General features: G+C 72.3%; 20 protein-coding genes. 8 read left to right on the top strand and 12 right to left on the bottom strand.

Translation table 11 applies throughout. The annotated features are described in order from the left end of the window. Positions 1-157: 157 nt before the first annotated feature. The 7 genes from IH25_RS0111120 (at position 158) to sbnA (ending at position 11,326) form a co-directional block, all read left to right on the top strand. Entirely contained in the window at positions 158-1,357 is a 1,200-nt protein-coding gene (locus tag IH25_RS0111120; RefSeq protein WP_030606783.1) for a hypothetical protein, read from the top strand. Positions 1,358-1,366: 9 nt separating this feature from the next. Continuing rightward, on the top strand, positions 1,367-1,960 hold the full coding sequence (locus tag IH25_RS0111115) for a hemerythrin domain-containing protein (protein WP_030606780.1): 594 nt from the start codon (positions 1,367-1,369) through the stop codon (positions 1,958-1,960). 274 nt (positions 1,961-2,234) lie between these two features. Continuing rightward, entirely contained in the window at positions 2,235-4,817 is a 2,583-nt protein-coding gene (locus tag IH25_RS0111110; RefSeq protein ID WP_051753883.1) for a Pls/PosA family non-ribosomal peptide synthetase, read from the top strand. 12 nt (positions 4,818-4,829) lie between these two features. After that, the gene (locus tag IH25_RS0111105) at positions 4,830-8,147 is read left to right on the top strand and encodes a non-ribosomal peptide synthetase (protein ID WP_030606774.1); all 3,318 of its coding nucleotides are present in this window, start codon (positions 4,830-4,832) and stop codon (positions 8,145-8,147) included. A gap of 43 nt (positions 8,148-8,190) precedes the next feature. Continuing rightward, entirely contained in the window at positions 8,191-9,195 is a 1,005-nt protein-coding gene (locus IH25_RS0111100; protein ID WP_030606771.1) for a TauD/TfdA family dioxygenase, read from the top strand. After that, positions 9,192-10,262, top strand: a complete 1,071-nt coding sequence (sbnB, locus tag IH25_RS0111095; RefSeq protein ID WP_030606768.1) for a 2,3-diaminopropionate biosynthesis protein SbnB — start codon at positions 9,192-9,194, stop codon at positions 10,260-10,262. The genes IH25_RS0111100 and sbnB overlap by 4 nt, the downstream gene beginning before the upstream one ends. 38 nt (positions 10,263-10,300) lie before the next feature. Next, positions 10,301-11,326 (top strand): 2,3-diaminopropionate biosynthesis protein SbnA, encoded by a 1,026-nt coding sequence (gene sbnA / locus IH25_RS0111090; protein WP_030606766.1) that lies wholly within the window; start codon positions 10,301-10,303, stop codon positions 11,324-11,326. Positions 11,327-11,341: 15 nt separating this feature from the next. Here the strand turns inward: sbnA and IH25_RS0111085 are convergent, their stop codons facing one another. From IH25_RS0111085 to IH25_RS0111045, 9 genes are all read right to left on the bottom strand, one after another. Continuing rightward, positions 11,342-12,517 (bottom strand): MFS transporter, encoded by a 1,176-nt coding sequence (locus IH25_RS0111085; RefSeq protein WP_030606763.1) that lies wholly within the window; start codon positions 12,515-12,517, stop codon positions 11,342-11,344. Continuing rightward, complete coding sequence (locus tag IH25_RS0111080) at positions 12,517-13,038, bottom strand: GNAT family N-acetyltransferase (RefSeq protein ID WP_030606760.1); 522 nt, start codon at positions 13,036-13,038, stop codon at positions 12,517-12,519. Before IH25_RS0111080 ends, IH25_RS0111085 begins: the two co-directional genes overlap by 1 nt. Beyond that, positions 13,035-14,213, bottom strand: coding sequence for a type III PLP-dependent enzyme (locus tag IH25_RS0111075; protein WP_030606757.1), 1,179 nt, complete (start codon positions 14,211-14,213; stop codon positions 13,035-13,037). The genes IH25_RS0111080 and IH25_RS0111075 overlap by 4 nt, the downstream gene beginning before the upstream one ends. Then, positions 14,210-15,502, bottom strand: coding sequence for a DUF6271 family protein (locus IH25_RS0111070; RefSeq protein WP_030606754.1), 1,293 nt, complete (start codon positions 15,500-15,502; stop codon positions 14,210-14,212). Before IH25_RS0111070 ends, IH25_RS0111075 begins: the two co-directional genes overlap by 4 nt. Beyond that, a complete protein-coding gene (locus IH25_RS0111065; RefSeq protein ID WP_030606750.1) occupies positions 15,499-16,530 on the bottom strand; it encodes a phytanoyl-CoA dioxygenase family protein in 1,032 nt (343 codons plus the stop codon). Before IH25_RS0111065 ends, IH25_RS0111070 begins: the two co-directional genes overlap by 4 nt. A gap of 166 nt (positions 16,531-16,696) precedes the next feature. Continuing rightward, positions 16,697-18,184 carry a glycoside hydrolase family 3 protein gene (locus tag IH25_RS0111060; RefSeq protein WP_030606747.1) on the bottom strand — a complete coding sequence of 496 codons (1,488 nt, stop codon included), beginning with the start codon at positions 18,182-18,184 and terminating at the stop codon, positions 16,697-16,699. Between the two features lie 7 nt (positions 18,185-18,191). After that, positions 18,192-19,022 (bottom strand): carbohydrate ABC transporter permease, encoded by an 831-nt coding sequence (locus IH25_RS0111055; protein WP_030606744.1) that lies wholly within the window; start codon positions 19,020-19,022, stop codon positions 18,192-18,194. After that, positions 19,019-20,017: a carbohydrate ABC transporter permease gene (locus IH25_RS0111050; RefSeq protein WP_030606741.1), complete on the bottom strand. Its 999-nt coding sequence runs from the start codon at positions 20,015-20,017 to the stop codon at positions 19,019-19,021. Before IH25_RS0111050 ends, IH25_RS0111055 begins: the two co-directional genes overlap by 4 nt. Before the next feature lie 105 nt (positions 20,018-20,122). Next, entirely contained in the window at positions 20,123-21,379 is a 1,257-nt protein-coding gene (locus IH25_RS0111045; protein ID WP_030606738.1) for an extracellular solute-binding protein, read from the bottom strand. A 303-nt stretch (positions 21,380-21,682) separates the two neighbouring features. Here IH25_RS0111045 and IH25_RS0111040 point away from each other — a divergent pair, with 303 nt between their 5' ends. Then, entirely contained in the window at positions 21,683-22,534 is an 852-nt protein-coding gene (locus IH25_RS0111040) for a GntR family transcriptional regulator (RefSeq protein WP_051753882.1), read from the top strand. Between the two features lie 102 nt (positions 22,535-22,636). On the opposite strand, the gene IH25_RS0111035 is transcribed toward IH25_RS0111040, so the two are convergent. From IH25_RS0111035 to IH25_RS0111025, 3 genes are all read right to left on the bottom strand, one after another. Further along, on the bottom strand, positions 22,637-23,086 hold the full coding sequence (locus IH25_RS0111035) for a DUF6299 family protein (protein WP_030606732.1): 450 nt from the start codon (positions 23,084-23,086) through the stop codon (positions 22,637-22,639). A 132-nt stretch (positions 23,087-23,218) separates the two neighbouring features. Beyond that, positions 23,219-23,617: a RidA family protein gene (locus tag IH25_RS0111030; RefSeq protein ID WP_030606729.1), complete on the bottom strand. Its 399-nt coding sequence runs from the start codon at positions 23,615-23,617 to the stop codon at positions 23,219-23,221. Then, entirely contained in the window at positions 23,614-24,744 is a 1,131-nt protein-coding gene (locus IH25_RS0111025) for an acyl-CoA dehydrogenase family protein (RefSeq protein WP_030606726.1), read from the bottom strand. The genes IH25_RS0111030 and IH25_RS0111025 overlap by 4 nt, the downstream gene beginning before the upstream one ends. Between the last annotated feature and the right edge of the window lie 106 nt (positions 24,745-24,850).

Genomic DNA, 24,850 nt, shown 5'->3' with positions numbered 1-24,850 from the left:
GTGACGCGCACGAAGGGAGGAAGCCTCCGGCCGTCCGGGCGTGGGCGGTGGCCGGGCGGGTGGCGTGACCGAAGCATGAGCGGTGTGCCCCGGCGCTCGCACGCGGTGCGGCGACAGGGGTACCTCACCGCCCCGAATCGTCACAGGAGTGGCCTCCATGACCTTCAACCCCCTGGAGCAGCGGGGCATCCCGCTGGACCGTCAGCTGCGCAACTGGCGCGAGCTCGACGTGCGGCCGATCGACCCCGACCGCTGTGACCCGTACACCCGGTGCCGCGTCATCACCATGAACGGCATCGAGGTGGAGGCGATCCTCTTCAGCCACCAGCTCGCCCGCAACACCGTCGACCCCGAGGTGAAGCGGCAGCTGGCCCGGACCCGCTACATCGAGGCCCAGCAGCAGAAGGTCGTCAACTGGCTGCTGCCCGGCGTGTCCTCGGTGCTGGAGACGACCATCGCCTACGAGCAGGTCGCGGTGGACCTGACGGCGTGGGTGGCGCGGATGGAGCCGGATCCGTATCTGAAGCAGGCGTACGAGTTCGGGGTCCTGGAGGACTTCGACCACCTGTACCGGTACGCCAACCTGTACGAGATGATCGAGCACCGCAAGGCCGAGTCGATCGTCGACAGCCTCACCGAGGTCATGCCGGGCCGGCCCACGAAGTTCCATCACCGCGACCCGTACGACAACGTCCGCGACCCCTACGACAAGGCGGCCACGAGCCCGCTGTCGAAGCTGCACGCGCTGACGGTCATGTCGGCCGAGCAGCAGACCATGAACTTCTACATGAACACCGGCCCCACCTACATGGAGCCGATCGCGCGGCAGCTGTACCAGGAGATCGGGCTGATCGAGGAGGAGCACGTCACCCACTACGAGTCCCTGGTGGACCCCGGGGAGACCTGGTGGGAGCAGCTGGTCAACCACGAGTACAACGAGTGCTACCTCTACTACTCCTTCATGGAGCAGGAGAGCGATCCCCAGGTCAAGGCGGTCTGGGAGCTGCACCTGAACATGGAGCTGGAGCACCTGCACACGGCCTGCGACCTGATGCGCCGCTACGACGGCCGGGAGCCGCAGGAGGTCCTCGCGCCCGAGCTGCCGAACGTGCTCACCTTCGAGCCGAACAAGCAGTACCTGCGGCACCTGCTCGACACCCAGATGGACCTGACCACGCTCGGCGCCGGTTATGTGCGCGAGGCGCACGAGCGTTTCGAGAAGATGCAGGAGCGGATCCACGGCGGCGAGGAGCCGCCGAGCGAGCGGGTGATGGCGGAGCACGACCGGATGTTCGGCCGCGAGTACCGCGTCGAGTCCGAGGGCGAGCACCCCGACCCCCGTATGCGCGAGAAGTGAGGAGCCGAGATGTCCGAGCTGCGCACTCCGCAGGCCGGTGACGACGGGGCGAAGGACACGGACGTGGTGGCGCTGCTGATGCGCCAGCACGGTGACATCCGGAACCTCTTCGACGAGGTCGAGGCGGCGACCGGGGACGAGCGGCGCGACGCGTTCCGGCGGCTGGTGCGGCTGCTGGCCGTGCACGAGACCGCCGAGGAGGAGGTCGTCCATCCGTTCGTGCGGCACGGGGTGCCCGGCGGCGAGGACGTCGTCCGGGACCGGCTCGCGGAGGAGCGGGCCGCCAAGGAGGCGCTGGCCGCGCTGGACGAGATGGACACCGACGACCCGGAGTTCCTGCCCCGGCTGGCGCGGCTGCGCACGGACGTCCAGGAGCACGCGCGGGCCGAGGAGCGCTACGAGTTCACGCACATCCGGCGCAGCACCGACGTCACCAACCTCGCCGCCATGGCCAAGGCCGTGAAGGCCGCCGAGGCCATGGCGCCCACGCATCCGCACCCGGGCGTGGAGTCCGGGGCGAAGAACGTGGCGCTCGGGCCGGTGGCCGCGCTGATGGACCGCACCAAGGACCTGGTGCGCCGGACCATGGGCAAGGACGGCTGACGGCCGTCCCGCCCGGGTGCGCGAGCCGGGGCCGGTCCCGTCGGGGGCCGGCCCCGGCCGTCGTTACTGCGTCCGGGGCCCGCCGATCGGGTGAATGGTGGGGCTCGGGAGGCATGGGGGGCCGGAGTGCGCGGTGCCGGACCGGCTTTTCCGGGGGCACGGCGGTCTTCGTTGAGTGGCAGGGTCCCGTCCGGCTCGCCAGACTGAAAACGGCGGTTCGTGATCGAAATGGATCCGGACGGCAAGGGCCATCCATACGTCCTCAGGAGATCGAATGGTGGAGCAGTCCTCCGAGGTCCCCATATCCGGGCCGGACGAAACCGCCGTCACCGTGAGCGACGCCGGGCCGGCCAGGGCGGAGACCGAGAGGAAACTCGCGGCGGCACTGGCGGAACTCGTGGAGGCCGACCACGTTCCGGCCGACAGCCACTTCTTCACCGATCTGGGCGCCAATTCCCTGGTGATGGCCCAGTTCTGCGCACGGCTGCGGAAAATACCGGACCTGCCCTCCCCCTCCATCCGGGACATCTACCGGCACCCGACGATCCGTGGCCTGGCCGAGGCCCTCGCGCCGGCCTCGCCGGACGGCGACGCCCCGGCGGCCCCCGCACCCGAGGCGCGGCCGGAACCGGCCGCGGTGACCCGGGTGAACCCGCTCCACCACCGGTTGTGCGGGACGTTCCAGCTGCTCGTCTTCCTCGTCTACTCCCTCGTTTACGGATACATAACCGCCGGCGGGTACGAATGGATCTCCGAGGCTTCCGACCCGGGCGGCGTCTATCTGCGCGCGCTGGTGTTCGGGAGCATCGCGTTCGTCGCGCTGTGCGCCTTTCCGGTGCTGGCGAAATGGATTCTCGTCGGCCGGTGGAAACCGGGTGAGTTTCCCGTCTGGGGACTGGCGTACGCGCGCTTGTGGTTCGTGAAGGTGCTGCTGCACGCGAATCCCATGGTGTTCCTCGTCGGCACCCCGCTGTACGTGCTGTATCTGCGGGCTCTCGGCGCGCGGATCGGAAAAGGCGTCACGATCCTCTCCCGCTCGGTCCCGGTCTGCACCGACCTGCTGACCATCGGTGCCGGGACGCTGATCCGCAAGGACTCGTACTTCCTGGGCTACCGGGCGTACGCGGGCCGGATCCAGACCGGCCGGGTCACGATCGGCCGGGACGCGTTCGTCGGCGAGAAGACCGTCCTGGACATCGACACCTCGCTCGGCGACGGCGCCCAGCTCGGCCACTCCTCCGCCCTGCACCGCGGCCAGGCGGTCCCGGACGGCGAGCGCTGGCACGGCTCCCCGGCGGAGCCCACCGACGTGGACCACATACGGGTCCCGCCGGCCCGGTGCGGCACCCTGCGCCGGGCCTGGTTCGGCACCGTGACGCTGCTGCAGCTGGTGTTCGTCTACCTCCCGGTCGCCCTCGGCGGGGTGTACATGGTGTTCACCGGGCTGCCGGCGATCGGCAAGCGGCTCGACCCGCAGACGGCCACGCTGAGCCGGCCGGAGCTGATACCCGACGCGCTGGCCGTCTCGCTCGCCCTGTTCTTCGGCTTCGTCGGGGTGGGGCTGGTCGCGCTGTACACGGTGCCGCGGCTGCTGAGGCTGATGGTCCGGCCCGACCGGGTCTACCCGCTGTACGGGATGCACTACACGCTGCACCGGGTGGCCGCCCGCATCACGAACATCAAGTTCTTCACGTGGCTGTTCGGCGACAGCTCGTACATCGTGTATTACCTCCGCAGACTCGGTTACGACCTGTCACGCGTCGAGCAGACCGGGTCCAACTTCGGTACCGAGGTGCAGCACGAGTCGCCGTTCCTGGTCACCGTGGGCACCGGGACGATGGTGGCCGACGGGCTGTCGGTGGTGAACGCCGAGTATTCGGGCACGTCCTTCCGGCTCTCCCGGGTGTCGATCGGGCCGCGCAACTTCCTGGGCAACAACATCGCCTATCCGGCCGGCGGGCGGACCGGCGAGAACTGCCTGCTCGCGACCAAGGTGCTGGTGCCGCTGGACGGCGAGGTGCGCACGAACGTCGGGCTGCTCGGCTCGCCGCCGTTCGAGATTCCCCGCTCGGTGGACCGCGACGCCCGGTTCGACCATCTGCGCACGGGCGAGGAGCTGCGCCGCCACCTCCACGCGAAGAACCGCTACAACCTGCTGTCGATGGCGCTGATGCTGTTCGCGCGCTGGCTGCACGTCTTCCTGCTGACGCTGTTCGGCCTGGTCTCGGTCGACCTGTACGGCGCGGCCGGCCATGTGGTGATCGCCCTGTACCTGGCGCTGACCCTGCTGCTGTCCACCGCGTACTACGTCCTGGTGGAGCGCTGGATGACCAGGTTCCGCGCGCTGCGGCCCCAGCTGTGCTCCATCTACGACCGGAACTTCTGGCTGCACGAGCGCCTGTGGAAGGTCCCGGTGCAGTACCTGAACATCTTCAACGGGACCCCCTACAAGAGCCTCGTGTGGCGGCTGCTGGGGGTGCGCATGGGCAAGCGGGTGTTCGACGACGGCTGCTTCATGACCGAGCGGACCCTCGCCGCCGTCGGCGACGAGTGCACCCTCAACGTCGCCAGCAAGATCCAGTGCCACTCGCAGGAGGACGGCACCTTCAAGTCCGACGGCATCACGCTCGGCGCCCGCTGCACGCTGGGCGTCTCCGCCCATGTGCACTACGGCGTAACCATGGGCGAGGGCTCGGTGCTGGCCCCCGACTCCTTCCTCATGAAGGGCGAGGAGGTTCCCCCGGGCGCCCACTGGGGCGGCAACCCGGCCGTGGACATGCCGGAGCCGTCCGGCGGGTCCCTGCCGCCGGACCTCGCCGCGAAGAAGACCGACGCCGCCGCTGCCGCCACCAGGTGAGGAAGGCCATCGATGGAAACGCGTGGGGAAGCCGACCGGGACTACTGGAGCCGGGTGCTGGGCGCCGGCGGCGCGACCGCCGTGCCGCGCTGGGCGGCGGAGCCGGTGCCGGGCGTGCCGGAGCAGGAGACGGTGGTCCCGGAGGAGGTGACGGGCGCGGTGCGCGCCCTGGTGCGGCGCTCCGGGCTCCCGCTGAGCGCGGTGCTGCTGGCGGCGCACGCCAAGGTGCTGGCCGCGCTGTCCGGCGAGCCGGAGGTGGTGACGGGGTACACCGCCGGGGTGCGTGGCGAGCCGCTGCCGTGCCGGCTGACCGTCCCACCGGGGTCCTGGCGGGCGTTGGTGACGGCCGCCGAGCGTGCCGAGGCGGAGCTGCTGGCGCACCGCGAGTTCCCGGTGGCCGGGCTGCGCCGGGAGCTGGGCCTGACCGAGCCGCCGTACGAGGTGGTGTTCGGTCCCGAAGGTTCCGAGGGTCACGACGGCAGCGAGGGCGCCGACGAGGCGGTGCTGCACGTCCGCTGGTACGACCGGGGCGGGCACCTGGTGCTGCGCCTGCGCCACCGCTCCGACGTGCTGGACGCCGGTGCCGCCGCCCGGATCGGCGGCTACCACCTGAAGGCCCTGGCCCTGCTGGCGGCCACCCCGGACGCCGACCACGGGCAGCAGAGCCTGCTGTCGGCCGAGGAGGTCCGCGAGCAGCTCCAGGGGCTGGCGGGGCCGTACCGGGAGCTGCCGGACGCCCGCGCGCACGAGCTGTTCGAGCGGCGGGCACGGGAGCACCCGGACCGGGTGGCCGCCGTGCACGGCGAGCGGACGTGGACGTACGGGGAGCTGAACGCGCGTGCCAACCGGCTGGCGCACGCGCTGCTGGAGCGCGGGCTGGGCCCGGAGGACGTGGTCGCCGTCGTCACCGAGCGCGATCTGGACTGGCTGGCGGCGACGCTGGCGGTGTTCAAGGCGGGCGGTGTCTATCTGCCCGTCGAGCCGCACTTCCCGGCCGGCCGGATCGCGGCCATGCTGACCCGGGCGGACTGCCGGCTGGTGCTCACCGAGTCCGGCAGCACCGAAAACCTCGACGAGGCGCTGGCCACCGTGCCGGGGGCACGGAAGCTGCCGGTGGAGACGGCGTACGCGGGGCCGTACCCCGACACCGACCCCGGGCTGCCGATCGAGCCGGGCCGGCTGGCGTACATCTACTTCACCTCCGGCTCCACGGGGGAGCCGAAGGGGGCGATGTGCGAGCACGCGGGCCTGCTCAACCACCTGTACGCCAAGATCGACGACCTGGGCATCGGCGAGGGGTCGGTGGTGGCGCAGACGGCGCCGCAGTGCTTCGACATCTCGCTGTGGCAGCTGCTGTCCGCGCTGCTGACGGGCGGGCGGACGCTGCTGGTCGGCCAGGACGTGATCACGGACGTGGAGCGGTTCGTGGACACGCTGGTGCGCGGCCGGGTGGCCGTGGCCCAGCTCGTGCCCTCGTACCTGGAGGTCGTGGTCTCGTACCTGGAGCGGCGTCCGCGCGCGCTGCCGGACCTGCGGTGCGTGTCGGTGACCGGGGAGGCGCTGAAGCGGGAGCTGACGCAGCGCTGGTTCGCGCTCCAGCCGGGGATCCGGCTGCTCAACGCCTACGGGCTGACCGAGACCTCGGACGACACCAACCACGAGGTGCTGGACGGCGTGCCGGACCGGGTGCTGCTGGGCCGCGCGGTGCACAACGTCCGCGTCTACGTCGTGGACGAGCACCTGTCGCTGGTGCCGCTGGGGGCCCCGGGGCTGATCGCGTTCTCCGGCGTGTGCGTGGGCCGGGGGTACGTGAACGATCCCGAGCGGACCCGGGAGGCGTACCGGACGGACCCGTACCGGCCCGGTGAGCGGCTGTACCTGGGTGGTGACCTGGGCCGCTGGCACCCGGGCGGCAAGCTGGAGTTCCTCGGCCGCCGGGACAACCAGGTCAAGATCCGCGGCTTCCGCATCGAGATCGGCGAGATCGAGAACACCCTGCTGCGGGTGGCCGGGGTGCGCGACGGCGCGGTGGTCGTCGCGGAGCGGGGCGGCGGGAACAAGCATCTGATCGCCTTCCACACCGGACGGCGCGTTCCGCCCGAGACGCTGCGCGAGGCGCTCGCGGCGGCGCTGCCCGCCTACATGGTGCCCTCGGCCTTCCACTGGCGCGAGAGCCTTCCGCTGACCGCCAACGGCAAGACCGACCGCAAGGCGCTGACCGCGCTGGCCGAGCGGACCGGGCCGGCCGAGCAGGCCGAGCAGGCCGAGGGGGCCGTGGGAGCCGTGGGGGCCGCCCCGCCGGACCGCGCCGCCGGGGACGGGCAGGGGCTCGGCCCGACCGAGCGGCGGCTGGCGGCGGTGTGGTCGGAGCTGCTGGGCGTGCCCGAGGAGCGGATCGGCCGCACGGACCACTTCTTCGACTCCGGGGGCACCTCCCTGACGGCCGTCAAGCTCAGCGTGGCCCTGGACCGGGCGGTGTCGCTGAAGGACATCACCCGTCATCCGGTTCTCGCCGACCTGGCCGCCGTGCTCGACGGGGCCGGCCGGTCCCGCCCGGAGCTGCTGCAACCCCTGTCGGAGCCGGACGGCGCCCCGGAGAGCGCGCTGGTGTGCTTCCCCTACGCGGGCGGCAACGCGGTCAACTACCGCCCGATGGCGGCGGCGCTGGCCGGCAGCGGCCTGGCGGTGTTCGCCGTCGACCTGCCCGGACACGACCCGGTCGGCCGGCGGGAGCCGTTCGCGCCGATCGCGGAGGTGGCCGAGCGGGTCGCCGCCGAGATCACCGCGCGCGGCCTGACCCGGGTCATGCTGTGGGGGCACTCCTCGGGCGCCGCCCCGGCCCTGGAGACGGCCCGCAGGCTTCAGGAACGGGGCGTACGGGTCACCCGGGTGTTCCTCGGCGCGCAGCTGCTGGGCACCGCCGCCGAGCGCGGTGCCGCCGTCGGCGAACTGACCCGCAGCAGTGACGCGGAGACCGCGGCACGGCTGGCCGCGGACGGCGGCCACACCGAACTCGCCGAACTGAACGAGCGGCACGCCGAACACATCGGCGCCGCCTACCGGCACGACTGTGTGGCCGCGCACCGCTACCTGCTGGCGGCGCTCACCGCCCCGCCGCCGGTCAAGCTGTCCGCGCCGGTGACGGTGGTCGTGGCCGCCGACGACCCGCACACGGCCGGCTACGCCGAACGCCACCGGGACTGGCGGCTGCTGGCCGACCACGTCGACCTGCACGAGCTGCCCGACGGCGGCCACTACTTCCCGCGCACGCGCCCGGACGGGGCGGCGCGGGCCGTCCTGACCGCGGCCGTGCCCCTGGCCTCCACCTGAGGGCCCGTCCCCCACCCGACGGGCGACCGGAAAGGAAACCGAGATGCCGTCCTCATCCCTGGCAGCACCGCTCGATGTGGAGCTGCGGCCGGACAGACCGGCGATGCTGCGCGTCGCTCCGCCGGACGACCCCGTCGGCTGGGCGGCCGAGCACCGCGAGGCGCTGCGCGCACAGGTCACCGAGCACGGGGCGCTGCTGGTGCGCGGACTCGGCCTGGCGGACCCGGAACAGGTCGGTGCCGTCCTCACCCGGCTGGCGGGTGAGCCGATGGCGGAGGCCGAGGCGTTCGCGCCGCGCGAGACCGCCGGCCCGGGGCTGTACGCCTCCACGCCGTGGCCGGCCAACCAGCCGATGTGCATGCACCACGAGCTGAGCTACCGGCTGCGGGTGCCCGGCCTGATGCTGTTCGCGTGCCTGACCGCGCCCGAGTCGGGCGGGGCGACCGCGGTGGCCGACGCCGAGGAGGTCCTCAAGGCGCTGCCCGCCGACCTGGCGCGACGGTTCGAGCAGGAGGGCTGGCTGCTGACCCGCAGCTACAACGACGAGATCGGGGCGTCCCTGGCGGAGTCCTTCGGCACCGCCGACCGCGCCGCGATCGAGGACTACTGCCGGGCCAACGGCATCGACTTCACCTGGCTCGCCGACGGCTCGCTGCGCACCCGGCAGCGGCGTGCCGCCGTCGTCCGGCACCCGCTGACGGGCCGCCGCTGCTGGTTCAACCAGATCGCCTTCCTCAACGAGTGGACGCTCGCCCCGGAGGTCCGCGAGTACCTGGTGGACGAGTACGGCCCGGACGGTCTGCCGTTCAACACCCGCTACGGCGACGGCGGTGCGATCGGCGCGGACGTCGTCGAGTGCCTGAACACCACGTACGAGGAGCACACCCGGCGCGAGCCCTGGCAGGACGGTGACCTGCTGCTGGTGGACAACATCCGTACCGCGCACAGCAGGGAGCCGTTCACCGGCGAGCGGCGGGTCCTGGTCGGTATGGCCGAGCCCCGGCAGGTGGCCGACGGCTCCTTCACCCCGGAGGCGAGCGGACGATGACCGACGTACTGCCCCACACCGCCCGCGCGGCCGAGTCCGGCCCGCCGTCCGTGCCGACGTTCGCCGTGATCTCCGGCGAGCAGGTGAAGAAGGCCCTGGAAGGGGCCGAGCGACAGGTGGTGGAGCTGGTCGAGACCACCTACCGGCTGCACGGCGCCGGGGATTCGGTGAACCCGCCGTCGTACTTCCTGCGCTTCCCCGACCGCCCCAGCTCGCGGATCATCGCGCTGCCGGCGTCCATCGGCGGGTCCGTCCACGTGGACGGTCTGAAGTGGATCTCCAGCTTCCCGGAGAACGTGGACGCCGGGTTGCCCCGGGCGTCGGCCGTGCTCATCCTCAACGACCACGACACCGGCTACCCGTTCGCCTGTCTGGAGAGCTCCATCATCAGCGCGACCCGGACCGCCGCGTCCGCCGCGCTGGCCGCCGACTGGCTGAGCCGGGAGCGGCCCCGGCCGGCCCGGGTCGGTTTCTGCGGCACCGGTCTGATCGCCCGGTACATCCACACCTTCCTGGCCCGCACCGGCTGGTCCTTCGAGGCGATCGGCGTGCACGACGTGTCCGCCGCCAGCACCGAGGGCTTCTGCGGCTATCTGCGGCAGAGCGGGGCCACCGAGCCGGTCACCGTCCACGACAGCGCGGAGGGCCTGATCCGCTCCAGCGACCTGGTGGTCTTTGCCACCGTCGCCGGCCGGCCGCATGTCACGACCCCGGCCTGGTTCGACCACAACCCGCTGGTGCTGCACATCTCGCTGCGCGACCTCGCCCCCGAGGTCCTGCTCGCCTCGGCCAACTTCGTGGACGACGTGGAGCACTGCCTGAAGGCGGACACCTCCCCGCACCTGGTCGAGCAGCGCACCGGCAACCGCGACTTCCTCAACGGCACCCTCAACGACGTGCTGCTGGGCCGGGCCGCGCCGCCGCGCGACCAGCCGGTGATCTTCTCCCCCTTCGGTCTCGGCGTCCTCGACCTGGCCGTGGGCAAGTTCGTGTACGACCAGGTCGCCCGGGCGGGCCGGCTCCGCCTCGTCGACGACTTCTTCCACGACCTGCGCCGGTACGGCTGAGGCCGTCTTCCCCCAGCCCTGGCAACAGGAGGCCCGCCGTGCCCGTGATCTCCGCACCCCACGCGTTCAACGAAGGGAGCCTCTTCGTCGATCTGGAGTCGATATTCGGATACCGCCTCTACCTCAAGTGCGAGGGCTTCAATTTCGCCGGCTCCATCAAGCTGAAGGCCGCGAACGAGATGGTGGAGAGCGCCGAGCGGGACGGCACCCTGAAGCCGGATTCCGTGCTCGTCGAGTCCTCGTCCGGCAATCTGGGCGTCGCGCTCAGCATGATCGCCGCGAGCAAGGGTTACCGGTTCCTGTGCGTGACGGACCCCCGGTGCAACCTGTCGACCAAGCTGCTGATGGAGGCCCTCGGCAGTCAGGTGCACGTGGTGACCGACCTGGACGAGAACGGCGGCTTCCTGGGCACCCGGCTGGAGTACCTGCGGGCGCTGTGCGCGTCGGACGACCGGTACGTGTGGCTGAGCCAGTACACCAACGCGGGCAACTGGCGGGCGCACTACCGCACCACCGCGCCCGAGATCGCCGGTCACTTCCCGCGTCTGGACGTGCTGTTCGTCGGGACGGGCACGGCCGGGACCCTGATGGGCTGCGCGCGCTGGTTCCGCGAGTGGCACCGGCCGGTGCGGATCGTCGCCGTGGACAGCGCGGGGTCGGTGGCGTTCGGCGGCCCGCCCGGCCGCCGGATGATCCCCGGCCTGGGCATGAGCATGCGCCCGCCGCTGCTGGACGAGTCCTACGTCGACGAGGTGATCCGGGTGGAGGAGGCGGACACCATCCGCACCTGCCACCGGCTGGCCCGGCGGGGCTTCCTGTTCGGCGGCTCCACGGGGACGGTGGTCAGCGCGGCGACCGAGTGGCTGGCCCGGCAGGACGCCCGGGAGCTGACCGCCGTGGCCATCGCCCCCGACCTCGGCGAGCGCTATCTGGACACCGTGTACCAGACCAACTGGCTCCAGGACCTGTACGGCGAGCAGCTGCTGGACTCGGCCGGGATGCCGGACCCGGGCTGGGACGAGGGCCCGGCACCCCGGGCACCGGGCCGTCGCCACAGACCGTAGGGACCGCCGTCGCGCTCAGGTCGTCCCGGCGAGCGCGCCGGCCCGGGCCCGCCACGGGATCCGGAAGGCGGTCGCCGTGACGATCAGGGCGCAGACCACCACCGTGGCCATGCCCAGGGTGAGGTTCGCCGCGCTCGCCACGAAGCCGATCAGGGCCGGGCCGCCCAGCAGCCCGGTGGTCCCCATCGCGGCGACCAGGGCGAGGGCGTCCGGGCCGTGTCCGGCCGCCGCCACGTACACGCACGGGGTGACGGCGGCGGCGCCGAGGCCGACGCAGGCGAAGCCGAGCAGCGTGGGGACCACTCCCCCGGCGAGCAGGGCGAGGGCCAGGCCGACGGCGGCCACCGCGCTGCCGGCGCGCACCACCGCCCCGTCGCCCCAGCGGGTGCGCCAGCGGTCCGCGCACACCCGGGCCAGCAGCATCATCACGGAGACGACCGCGATGCCGAGCGGCGCGACGCTCGCCGACGCGTGGACGACGTCCTTCATGTAGAGCGTCGACCAGTCGTTCATCGCGCCCTCGGTGATGGTGCCGAACGCCATGGCGCAGCCCATGAGCAGGGTCGTGCCGGACGGCAGCCCGCGCCGGGCCCTGGGCTTGGTCCCGCCCTCGGCGGCCGGGGCCGGCTCCTCGTGCGCGAGCAGGCCCGGCCGGGCACCGCCGAGCAGGAGCAGCAGCAGCGCGCCGGCGCCGGCGAAGTGGGCCGGGACGGACCCGGTCAGTGCGGTGGCGCCGGAGGCCAGCAGCGCGGCGGCGAGCAGCCCGGCGCTGAAGGTGGCGTGCAGCTGGGACATCGCGGTGCGGTCGTACGCCTTCTCCAGCGCGGCCCCCTGGGCGTTCATGGCCACGTTGAGACAGCCGACGGCGACCCCGTCGGCGGCCACGGCGAGCAGGGCCAGCGGGTAGTTCGGCACGGCGGACAGGGCGGCCAGTACGGCGATCAGGGCGACGGCGGACACCAGGGACAGCCGCCGGGAGCCGAGCCGCCGCATCAGCACGGCGACCAGCGGGAAGGAGACCGCGGCGCCCGCCCCGCAGGCCATCAGCAAGAGCCCCACCTCGCCGGCGCCCAGGTCCAGCCGGCTCTTCAGCGCGGGCAGGCGGGCGATCCAGGTGCCGTACTGGAAGCCGAGGAAGCAGAACAGCGCGGCGATCGACCACTTGGCGCGCGCGAAGGACCCGGCGGGCATCACACCGCCTCCCGGTACGGCCGGGCCAGGGAGGTGACCGGCGCCGACATGTAGACCGCGCCCCGGCCGTACTCCGGCGGGACCGGGGCCGACGGATGGGTGCGGTAGCCGCGGGCGCGCCAGAACGTCTCCTTGTCGCCGACGGCGACCAGCGAGACGGTGGCGAAGCCGCGCGCCCGGGCCGTCTCGGTCAGGTGGCGCACCAGCCGGGTGCCGAGCCCCCGGCGGCGCAGCGGGGCGCTGACGACGATGTCGTGCAGGTGCAGGTTGGCGGTGTCGTGGACGGCCGGTTCCGGGCTGCCCAGCGCGGGGCAGCAAAACCGGGGGTAGGGCAGGGCGAGGACGTAGCCGGCGGGCCGGCCGTCGCGTTCCAGGACGAAGCAGGTGCCGGCCGAGGCGCGGGCCCGGGAGCGCAGCGCCTCCTCGCCCTCGGCGAGGGAGAGGTCCGCGTACGCCTCGCTCTCCAGGGCCGCCAGCCGGGGCCAGTCGGCCTCGGTGACGCCCCGTATCAGGTCGTTCATGTCGGTGGGAGTCCTTCCGGGCCGCGTACGCACACGCACGGCAGCGGGCGGATGCCGTTGAAGCCCTGGGTCGTGTAACTGGGGGCGTAGGCGCCGGCGGAGAGGACCCACACCGGGTCGCCGGAGGCGAGGGTCCGGGGGACGGGCACCGGGTGCCGGCCGCCGCCGTAGGCGTCGTCGCCGTCGCAGGTGGGGCCCGCGACGACGGCGGGCACGTGCTCCTCGCCCTCCCGTCCGGGGAAGAGCAGCGGGTGGGTCACCTGGTCCATCTCGTACAGGCCGTTGAACTTGCCCGCGCTCAGGTACAGCCAGCGGACGGTCCGGCCGTCCGGCCCGGTCCGCTCGGTGAGCCGCACCACGTGCGCCCGGACCGCGCCGTGGTCGGCGACCAGGTGCCGGCCCGGCTCCAGGACGAACCGCAGCGGGGCGGCGGCCAGCCCGTTCAGGTGCTCCATGCCCTCGCGGAGCACGGTGAGGATCTTGTCCAGCGGCGGGTCGAGCGGTCTGCCGCGCCGGTCCAGGTAACCGAGCGCGGGCAGCCCGCCGCCGAGGTTGACGTGGTCGGGTACGATCCCCCGCCCGGCCAGCGCGAGCAGTGTCCCGGCGAGGGTGTCCAGGGCCTGCTGCCAGGCCTCGCCGGTCATCTGCTGGGAGCCGACGTGCACGGACAGTCCGGCCGGGACGAGGCCGGCCGCGCGGGCGGCGGCCATGATCCGTACGGCGTCGTCCGGGTCGCAGCCGAACTTGCGGTTCAGGCCCCACAGGGCGCCCTGGCCGCTGGTGGCCAGCCGGCAGAACACGCGGGCGCCGGGGGCGTGCCGGGCGATCGCGGTGACGTCTTCGAGGCTGTCGGTGGCGAAGGTGCCGACGCCCAGCCGGTGGGCTTCGGCGATGTCGTGGTCGGACTTGATGGTGTTGCCGTAGTGCACGCGGTGGGGCGGTGCCCCGGCCTTCAGTGCCTGCCGGATCTCGGCGGGGCTCGCGGTGTCGAAGCCGGCGCCGCGGTCCGCCAGGCAGCGGAGGACTTCGTCGACCGGGCAGGCCTTGAGGGCGAAGCGGATGTCCGCGCCGGGCAGCTCGCTGAGCAGGGTGTCGTATTGGCGCTCTATGCCGGTGAGGTGGTAGCGGATGTGGTCGCTTGCGTGTGGCTGGTCCCGCGGGTTCGGGGCACTCATGTGCGGGCCGCCTCAGTCAGTGACGGCCATGCCTCGGTCAGGAAAGCGAAGTCCTCCATGTCCCTTGCCGCCTGGTCGAGCAACTCCTCGCGCTCCGAGACCAGTTGATCGGCGAACCGCGCGTATCTGCCGCCCAGTTTGCGGTACGCCGTGTCGACCCGGTCCAGGCGCCAGATGTTCTCGGTGCGGTCCAGGGTGGTGCTCTCGCGCACGAGCCGTGCCACCCGGTCGGGGCGGACGCGGTGGTCGGGGCCGAGCAGTCCGGCGGCGCCCTCCGCGGCCATGCGGTCGTAGACGTGGTGGAAGTGGAGCATCGACAGCAGGAACTTCACGAACCGCCGCTGGTAGGCGGGGAAGCCGGTGTCGGTGCGGCGTTCGGGGGTGTGGAAGTTCTCGATGTGGCGGTTGTGCAGGATGCCGGGCAGACCGGCGTCGTGCACGAGGTGGAGGAGGAAGTAGTCGCTGCCGATGGTGTCGGTGGCGGGTGGCAGCGGGACCCGCTCGTACACCGCCCGGTCGAAGGCGATGTTGCACATGTCGACGCGCATGGGGTCGACCACGGTGAGGGTCGAGTGGTCGCCGGTGAAGGGGTCGGTGCCCGCTCCCGTGAAGGACTCCTCGACCAGTGCGCGGCGCCGGTCCTCGGGCCAGTCGCCGGGCGCCCAGAGGCCGACGACGTCGTGGTAGACGGCCTCGTCCAGGCGTCGTATCTCCGCGATGTCGACGGAGAGTTCGCCGATGAAGGACGCGCCGGCCAGGGCGACCGGGCGGTGGGCCAGGGCCGGGTCGAGGTCGGTGCGGGTGACCGTCGCCGTGGCGTCGGCGGCGGGGCGGCCGAGCCAGGGCAGCTCGTGGTGGACGGGGAACACCGGTTCGCCGTGGTGGACTTGATAGGTGCTGTCGGAGTCCCTGCGGTGCACGGAGTGGCAGCCCAGGGAGGCGGCCAGCAGGAAGGCGCGGTTGGTGCAGGCGCCGTAGGACACGCCGGGCGGGAGCATGAGGCCGAGCAGCCGGTCCGGGTGGGGCAGGCCGGAGCGGACGATCGTCCGGCGCAGCCAGGCGCGTTGGCGTTCCTCGTCCAGGTGGTGGAGGGTCACGCCCGGCTCGGTGGGCAGGGCGGCGACGGTGTCCGCGTGGGCGGCCCGGGTGCGGGCGTCGGCGGAGTCCAGGATCAGCAGCTGGACGTCGGCGCCGAAGTTCCGTACGGCGTAGGCGGCTTCGGCGTGCAGGGCGGTGATGGTGGCGGGGCAGGCGCGGTTGGTGGGCAGGGCGAGGCAGACGCGGTTCACCGGTCGCCGTCCCCGGCGGTCCAGGAGTCCAGGCCCAGCAGCCTGCGTCCCAGGCCGTTCAGTTCGGCGGGGCCGTAGCGGAGGGCTTCCGGGGTGCGGGCGTCGCCGAGCAGGGTGGCGTTCCAGTCCGGGGTCTCAAGGGTGCGCCAGGAGTGCACGCGGGAGTCGCGCAGGGCGGTGTGCTCCTCCAGGGCGGGCATCATCGACAGGTACTGGACGGCCCGGACAGCGTTGTCAGAGAGGTTGGGCGCCACTCCGTGGGCGAGCATCCCGTTGAAGATCAGCAGGTCGCCGGGCTGGAGGTCGGGGCGGACCACCGGGAACTCGGCGCGGTCGATCGCGGGGCGGACCGGGTCGCGGCCGGGTGGCTGGGCGAGCCGCCACTCCTCGAAGCGGCGGAAGAGTTCCGGCGCGCACTGGAAGCCGCCGAGTTCGGGCCGGGTGCCGGTGAGCGCGATGATGCCCTGGACGCGCTGCGGCAGCACGGCGCGGGTGGAGTCGACGTCCCAGTGCAGCTCGATGTCGAAGCCCTCGTCGGTGGGTTCGATCAGGGAGCGCGAACGGGTGCGGATGTTGGGCGGGTTGAGGTTGAGCCGGTCCAGGGTGACCCACAGTTCGGGGCTGTCCCAGACGTCCACGAAGGCGTCGTAGACCCGCCGGTTCTGCCGGCTGTCCCAGAGCAGCTGGTGGTGGTAGGCCTCGACGAAGCCGTAGATGTACAGGTGGCGGTCGAGTTCGGAGCGGAACTCGGGTTCCTCGTACCAGGTGTCGGGGCGGTCGGGGTCGAGTCCCTGGAACTCCCAGGCGAAGTCGAGCAGCGCCTTGGCCTCGCCGGGGGTGATGGCCTCGCGGACGACGACGTAGCCGTAGGTCTGCCAGAACGCGAAGTCGTCCTCGGACAGGACGCGCAGCGGCTCGGTCTTCTCCAGGTCGCGCAGCGGGGTCGGGGCGAGGTAGGTCTCGCCGTCGGCGCTGAAGTAGGGGCGGCCGGTCGCCGCTCGGTGGAGGTAGGGGGTGGGGTCGTGCATGTGTGCACACTCCGGGGTGATCGGGACGACAACACCTGCGGTTCGGACGTGAGACATGTGCCGGTGGCATGTGTCAGGGCGTGAAAAGGCCACCGGTTCACGGAAAGGGAGCACGGGGAGGCTGGCCGCCCGCCGGGGAGGGCGGGCGGCCGGGGGTGAAAGGAGGTCAGCCGGCGAGGACGGCCTCGGCGGCGGCCACTCCGCAGACGCGGGCGGCGCCGTAGGTGGCGACGTGCAGGGCGCCGCGCGGCGGGGCCTGCGGCAGGCCCATCTCGACCACGACGGTGTCGGGCCGGGCGGCGAGCAGGGTGTCGAGCGCGGAACGCATCCAGGGGTGCCGGTGTTCGTCGCGGACCACGGCGACGATCCGGCGTCCGCCGGCCGCGGCGAGGGCGGCGGCTCCGGCGTCGTCGCCGGTGAAGGTTCCGAAGGCGCTGCCGGGCAGCAGCCGCTCCAGCTCGGCGGCGACACCCCAGGGGGTCTCGTGGCCGACGGCGATGTTCGGGGCCGGGCTGAACCGGGCGATGTACACGGGCCCGGTGACCGGTGCGGCGGCGCCGGCGCGGGTCACGGTCAGCGCGCGGCGGGCCGCGACCAGGCCGATCTCCGGGTCGGGCGTGGTCCGCGCGGCGTCCCCGCGGTGCGCGGCGGTCCAGGCGGCCAGGTCGCGTACCCGGGCGGCGGCGTCGGCGAGCCGTTCCTCGGGCAGTTCCCCGGAGCGGACGGCCGCGACGAGCGCGTCCCGCATGCCGAGCACGGTGCCCTCGTCGCACAGTCCGCCGCCCACGCAGATGGCGTCGGCGCCGGCCGCGATCGCGAGGACGACCCCCTGGTTGAGGCCGTAGGTGGCGGAGATGGCGCGCATCTCGATGCCGTCGGTGACGATCAGGCCCTGGTAGCCGAGTTCGCCGCGCAGCAGCTCGGTGAGGATGCGCGGGGACAGGGTGCCGGGGCGGTCGGGGTCGAGGGCCGGCACCAGGATGTGGGCGCTCATGATCGCCCGGGTGCCGGCGGCGATGGCCGCGCGGAACGGGGGCAGTTCGCGCTCGTAGAGGGTGTCGGCGTCGACGTCGATGCGGGGCACGGCGTGGTGGGAGTCGACGTTGGTGTCGCCGTGGCCGGGGAAGTGCTTGGTGCAGGCGGCGACGCCGGAGGACTGCAGGCCCTCGACCCAGGCGGCGGTGTGCCGGGCGACCAGGTCGGGGCTCGCGCCGAAGGAGCGGACGCCGATGACCGGGTTGTCGGCGTTGGCGTTGACGTCGGCGGAGGGTGCCCAGTCGAAGGTGACGCCGCAGGCGGCCAGGCGGCGGCCCAGCTCGCGGGCGACGGACCGGGTCAGGCCGGGGTCGTCGACGGCGCCGAGGGCGTGGTTGCCGGGGAAGGCGGAGCCGGTGCGCACGTCGAGGCGGGTGACGTCGCCGCTCTCCTCGTCGATGGCGACGAGCAGGTCGTCCCGTCCGGCGCGCAGTTGCGCGGTGAGCGCGGTGACCTGTTCCTCGCTGACGACGTTGCGGCCGAACAGGGCGACGGAGGCCAGGCCCTCGTCGATGCGGCGGCGCACCCAGTCGGGGGCGGTGGTGCCGTCGAAGCCGGGCTGGAGCACGGCGAGGGCGTCGCGGGTGAGGGTGTCGGTGCCGGGGGCGATGGTGGTCATCGGGGCGTCATCCCTTCACGGCGCCGTCGGTCAGACCGCTGACAGCCTTGCGTTGCAGGAAGATGAAGAGGATCAGGATGGGCAGCGCGAAGAGGGACGAGGCGGCCATGGTGGCGCCCCAGTCGTCGCCGAAGGCGGTCTGGAACTGCGACAGCCACAGCGGCAGGGTCTGCTTCTCCGCGGACTTGTTGAGGATCAGGACGAGCGGGAACTCGTTCCAGGCGGTGATGAAGCCGAACAGCGAGGTCGCCATCAGGCCGGGCGCGAGCAGCGGGAAGATCACCTTCACGAAGGCCTGCGGGCGGGTGCACCCGTCGACCATCGCCGACTCCTCCAGCTCCTTGGGCACGGCGGCGATGTAGCCGCGCAGCGTCAGGATGGTCAGCGGCAGCACCATCATGGTGTAGAAGGCGGTGAGCGGGACCAGGCTGTCGAGCATGTCGTTGTCCCGGACGATCATGTACATGGCGATGATGAGGACTTCCCAGGGAGCCATCTGCGCCAGCATGAACGTCACGATGAGACCGCGCCGGCCCTTGAACCGCATCCGGGTCAGGGCGAAGGCCGCGAACAGGGCGATGACGAGCGAGAAGACGACCGACAGCACCGTGACGGTGACCGAGTTGAGGACCAGGGTCCAGAAGTGGTCGGCGTCGACGGCCGTCTTGAAGTGCTCCAGGGTGGCGTCGGTCGGGAACCACACCGGGTCGTCGGAGATGATGTCGCCGGTCGGTTTGAAGGCCGTGGCGAACATCCAGTACACGGGGAACGCGAAGCCGACGAAGAGGACGACGGCGGTCGCGTTGGGCCAGATACGGCCGAAGAGCGAGCGCTTCACAGCTCGTCCTCCTCTTGCTTGAGCACCATGCGCAGGTAGTACGAGGTGATGACGAGCAGGACCACGATGGTCAGGAAGGAGATCGCCGCGCCGAGTCCGAAGTGCTGGTTGCCGACGCCCTCCACATAGGCGTAGATCGGCAGGGTCTCGGTGAGGTGGTCCGGGCCGCCCTCGTTCATCGCGAAGATCTGCGGGAACGCCTTGAAGATCCAGATGACTTCGAGGAACGTCGTGGCGTACAGGAACGGCCGCAGGAAGGGCAGGGTCACGGAGGTGAAGTTCTTCCAGGCGCCGGCGCCGTCCAGGGAGGCGGCCTCGTACAGCTCCCGGGGGATGGTGGTGGTGGCGGCGTAGAGGTTGATCGCCACGAACGGGATGGACTGCCACACGAGCAGCAGGGTGACCACGGCGAAGGTGGAGAACTGGGTCTGCAGCCAGTTGTGGTCGGCCATGGAGTGCCAGCCGAGCTTGTCCAGCACCCAGTTGACGACGCCGAAACGCTGGGCGAACAGCCACTTGTAGACGGTGGTGGCCGCGATGATCGGCATGGCCCAGGCGAGCACGAGGCCGAACAGGAGCAGCAGCCGCATCCGCTTGCCGAGCCGGGCCAGCAGCAGCCCGATCAGGGTGCCGAGCACCATGATCAGCACGACATTGACGGCGGTGAAGATCACCGAGCGTTCGACGACGCGCCAGAACTCCCCGGCGGACAGCACCTCCTGGTAGTTGTCGACGCCGTTCCACTCGGTGAGGTGCTGGATGAGCTGGCGCGGGTTGAGGTTCTGGAACGACAGCAAGCCGTTCTTCAGCAGCGGCCAGCCGAGCAGCACCAGGGTGGCCAGCAGCGCGGGCAGCAGGAGCAGGTAGGGGGCGGCGGCGCGGCGCCGGGACGGGGCCCCGAAGGTGCGGTCGTCACCTCGCGGCGAGGCCGGCACCCGGGCCTTGCGGACAGCGGGCTCCCCGGCCGTGTCCGTGCCTTCGGTCTGCACTGACATGAGTTGCCATCTCTTCCGTGGCCGTACGAAACGCCGTGACCGCACCCGTGGCACGGCCAAGGCGTGGGCCGGGGGTGCCGTCTGGTGGCACCCCCGGCGCGGTGATCAGTTCTGCTGGGCCAGGCGCTTGTTGATCTCGTCCTCGACCTGCTTGGCGGCATCCGCCGGGGACTTACCGTTCAGCACGGAGGTCATGTAGGACTTGATCGGGTTGGGGTTGTTCTCCACCGCGCCCCACTCGGGGATCAGCGGGGTGGTGCCGCCCACCGCGGCGCCGGGGGCGATGGCCTCCGCGATCACGTTGCCCTTGAGGTTGGACTCCAGCGCCTTCTTGTTCGGGATGACGCCGTTGAGCTTGGCCAGCTGGCCCTCGTACTGGTCGGACAGCGCGATCTTCAGGAACTCCTTGGCCAGGTCCTGCTTCTTGCTGCCCGCGGCGACGGCGAGGTTGGAGCCGCCGAGGAAGACGCTCTCGGGCTTGTCCGCGGTCTCACCGGGGATGGGGAAGTAGCCGAGGTCCTTCTCGATGGCCTTGTTGGCGTTGATCGCGGTGGCGGCCTCCCAGCCCATGCCGATGAACGCGCCGGTCTTGCCCTTGGCGAACACCTCGGCCTGCTGCGGGGTGGCCTCGTCCTTGTCCCTGGGGGCCTTGGAGTAGGAGGCGTACTTCTTGTAGACCTCCATGGCCTTGGAGACCTTGGGGTCACCGAGGTTGGAGACGTACTTGTCGCCCTGCTTCTTCACCAGGTCGGCGCCCTGGCCGATGGTCAGGCCGTCGAAGAAGTACCAGTTCTGGCCGGGCAGGTAGATCGGCTCGGCGTCGGTCTTCTTGTCGATGGCCTCGAGGTCCTTGAAGAACTCGTCCCGGGTCTTGGGGACGTCCTTGATGCCGGCCTGGGCCCAGACCTTCTTGTTGTAGATGACCACGCGGCTGGTGAAGTACCAGGGCGCGGCATACTGCTTGCCGTCGTAGACGGAGGACTGCGAGACCGACGGCGTCCAGTCGGCGCCGATCTCCTTCTTCAGGTCGTCCAGTTCGGCGAGGCCGCCGGTGGCCGCGTAGGCCGGGGTCTGGGTGTTGCCGACCTCGATGACGTCCGGCGGGGTGGACTCGGAGAGGGCGGTGGTGATCTTCTGCTGGATCCCGTCCCACTTCTGGGTCTCGAACTTCACCTTGGCGCCGGTCTTCTTCTCGAAGGCGGCCGACACGTCCTTGACCCACTGGTCCGGGGTGGAGCCGTCCATCGCCCAGACGGTGAGCGTCTGGCCCGCGTCGCCCTCGTCGCCGTCGTCCCCGCCGCACGCCGACACGGAGACCATCATGCCCGCGATCACGATCGCGGCCGCAAGCTTGCGCTTCACGCCACCCTCCTCAGGGATGCCACTAACCCCCCACGCCCTCGGCGGTGACCTGCGGTACGACGCTGTTGCACGTAGGGCTCGGGACCTGGTCACTAATGGTGTAGACCAGTACGGTGGAGCTTGGCCTAGACCTTTTGGAGTGTCAAGGGTGGTTCGGGAAGCCGGTCCCGGCCGTTACGAGAAAGTCACCGGAGCGCATCCCTCCACGTTCCGTCCCTTTCGCCCGGAGCGTTCAGTTGGACTAGACCATAAGGGAGTTGGTCGCTATAACGGGAGCCCATCGACACAGCCGGGAAGGCAGGCATGACCACCGACGTCAGCAGCGCCCATCCGCACCGGGGGGCGTCCGGCCGCACCGCGCGCGTGCCGAAGTACTACCGGATCAAGCAGCAGCTCCTGACGATGGCCGAAGCGCTGCAACCCGGTTCGGCCATGCCCGCCGAACGGCTGCTCGCGGTCCGGTTCGACACCTCCCGGACCACCGTGCGCCAGGCCTTGCAGGAACTCGTCGGCGAGGGCCGGCTCGACCGGATCCAGGGCAAGGGCACCTTCGTGGCCCAGCCCAAGCTGTACCGCACGCTCCAGCTCACCTCGCACACCGAGGACATGCGGGCCCAGGGCCTCACTCCGGCCTCGCAGGTGCTGGACATCGGGGAGGTGCCGGCCGACGAGCAGCTCGCGGGCCTGCTCGGCATCGGGATCGGCGAACGGGTGCTGCGCATCGAGCGGCTGCGGCTGGCCAGCGGCGACCCGATGGCGATCGAGACGACCCACCTGTCCGTACGGCGCTTCCCCGGCCTGCGCCGCTCGCTGGCCACGTACCCGTCGCTGTACACGGCGCTCGCCGAGGTCTACGGCGTCCATCTGGCCGAGGCGGACGAGACCATCGAGACCTCGCTGTCCACCCCGCGCGAGGCGCAGTTGCTGGCCACCGACGTGGGGCTGCCGATGCTGCTGCTGTCCCGGCACTCGCGGGACGCCGAGGGCACCCCGGTGGAGTGGGTGCGCTCGGTCTACCGCGGCTCCCGCTACAAGTTCGTCGCCGCCCTGCGCCGCCCGGGCGGCGGCGCGGTGGTCCGGCGCGTGACGACCCCGCCGGCCCCGGACGGACCGGGGACCGACGGGGAACGGGCCACGGCCCTGGACCGGCGGTGAACCGGCGGGAAGCCGACGCCGGCCCGGACGGCCCGGACGGCCCGGGAACCGGCGCAAGCCCGCGACGGCCCGGACGCGCCGCCGGCCGGCAGGGCGCGGGGGTCAGCTCTGGACGAGGGTGATGTCCCGGTCCGTCTGCGCGTGGAAGACCGGCACCAGGATGATGCCCGAGCGCCGCAGCTCCACGACGGTGGCCTGCACGTGCGCCGCCCCCGGCCGCAGCGTCTGCCCGTAGGGCTTGCCGGAGTTCTGCCAGCGGTGTTCGACGCCGTCGCAGCGGGCGCCGCTGCCGCCGATGCCCTGCTGGCGGACGGTGCCCTGGCTGATCGAGGACCCGATGAACGCCGGTCCGGTGGCGCCGGTGCAGCGGTAGGTGCCGGAGAGCGTGACCGTGCCGTCGGCCGCGATCCGGCCGGTCGGGTCGACGGTGATGTACTCGCCGGGCGCGGCGGCGGCCCGAGCGCCGGGCGCGGCGGCGGCCGGCGCGGCGGTCGCGCCCAGCAGGGCCGTGGCGCCGAGGGCGGCGGCGAGGAGGGAACGGCGGACGGGCATGGGATACCTCCCGGTGTACAGGGGTTCGAGGCCTCCACTGGTACCGGGCGGCCGGGCCCGCGGGCGTGACCGTCACCCCTACGGTGGCGCGTCCGTGCTCCTGTCGGTTGTGCGGGGCGCCCCCGGCCGGGGTCAGGGCAGGACCGCGAACCCGTCCAGCTCCACCAGCGCCCGCTCGTCCCACAGCCGGACCACCTGCACGACGGCCATCGCCGGATAGTCCCGGCCCGCCGACCGGCGCCAGATCCGGCCCAGTTCGGCGGCGTGCGCGCGGTACGCGGCGAGGTCCGTGGCGTAGACGGTGACCCGGGCGAGGTCGGCGGGGGTGCCGCCGGCCGCGCGCAGGGCGCCGAGCAGGTTGCCGAGGGCCCTGCCGAACTGCTCGGGCAGCGTGTCCCCGGTGATCTCGCCGCCGGTGTCGAGGGCGGTCTGGCCGGCCAGGAACACCACGCGGGTGCCGGTCGCGACGACGGCGTGGCTGAAGCCGGTGGGCGGGGACAGCGCGGGCGGGTTGACGCGCTCGGTCGTCACCGGGCCTCCTTGGCGGCCGTGGCGTACAACTCCTTGGCGATGATGCTGCGTTGCACCTCGCTGGCGCCCTCGTAGATGCGCGGCGCGCGCACCTCGCGGTAGAGGTGCTCCAGCAGGTGGCCGCGGCGCAGGGCGCACGCGCCGTGCAGCTGGACGGCGGTGTCGACGACGTACTGCGCGGTCTCGGTGGCCAGCAGCTTGGCCATCGCGGCCCGCCGGGGCACGTCGGCGGCGCCCGCGTCGTACGCCGAGGCCGCCGCGTACACCATCAGCCGGGCCGCCTCGGTGCGCAGGGCCATCTCGGCGACCTGGTGGGACACGGCCTGGAGGTCGCGCAGGGTGCCGCCGAACGCCTCCCGCCGGCCGGTGTGGGCGAGGGTGGCGTCCAGCGCGGCCTGGGCCATGCCGACCGCGAAGGCGCCGACGCTGGGCCGGAAGAGGTTGAGGGTGCCCATGGCGACGGCGAAGCCCCGGTCGGGCGCGCCGAGCAGGTCGGCGCCGGTGACGGGCACGGCGTCGAAGTCGAGGGCGCCGATGGGATGCGGCGCGAGCATCTCCAGCGGGCGGCCGGTGAGTCCGGGCCGGTCGGCGGGAACGAGGAAGGCGGTCACCCCGCGCGCCCCGGCGCCGGGCGTGGTGCGGGCGAAGACGGTGTAGAAGTCGGCGTCGGGGGCGTTGGAGATCCAGCACTTGGCGCCGGTGAGCCGCCAGCCGTCGCCGTCGGGCTCGGCGGCGAGGGACAGCGCCGCCGCGTCCGACCCGGCGCCGGGCTCGCTGAGCGCGAACGCGGCGACCGCGCTGCCGTCGGCGATCCGGGGCAGCCAGCGCCCCCGCTGGGCCGGGGTGCCGTGGGCGTGCACCGGATGGGCGCCGAGGCCCTGGAGGGCGAGGGCGGTCTCGGCCTCGGTGCAGCCTTGGGCGAGGGACTCCCGCAGCAGGCACAGCTCCAGCGCCCCGGAGTCGAACAGCCGGGACAGCAGGCCCAGTCGGCCCAGGTCGGCGAGCAGCGGCCGGTTGACGCGGCCGGGAGCGCCCGCCTCGGCGAGCGGGCGCAGCCGCCCGGCGGCCAGCGCGCGCAGCTCGGCGCACCAGGCGGCCTGCTCCGGCGCGAGTGCGAATGCGGACACGGCCGTTCCTCCCTCCCGGGCGGGACTGCCCGCCCGTCCCCCGACGGTATCGCGGACTGTTGACTGCCGTCACCAACACGCTACGCTCGAAACGCGAGCCCACCAG

This window comes from Streptomyces achromogenes subsp. achromogenes (genome assembly GCF_000720835.1).
Taxonomy (GTDB): domain Bacteria; phylum Actinomycetota; class Actinomycetes; order Streptomycetales; family Streptomycetaceae; genus Streptomyces; species Streptomyces achromogenes.
This window is presented reverse-complemented; position numbering and strand designations above follow the sequence as displayed.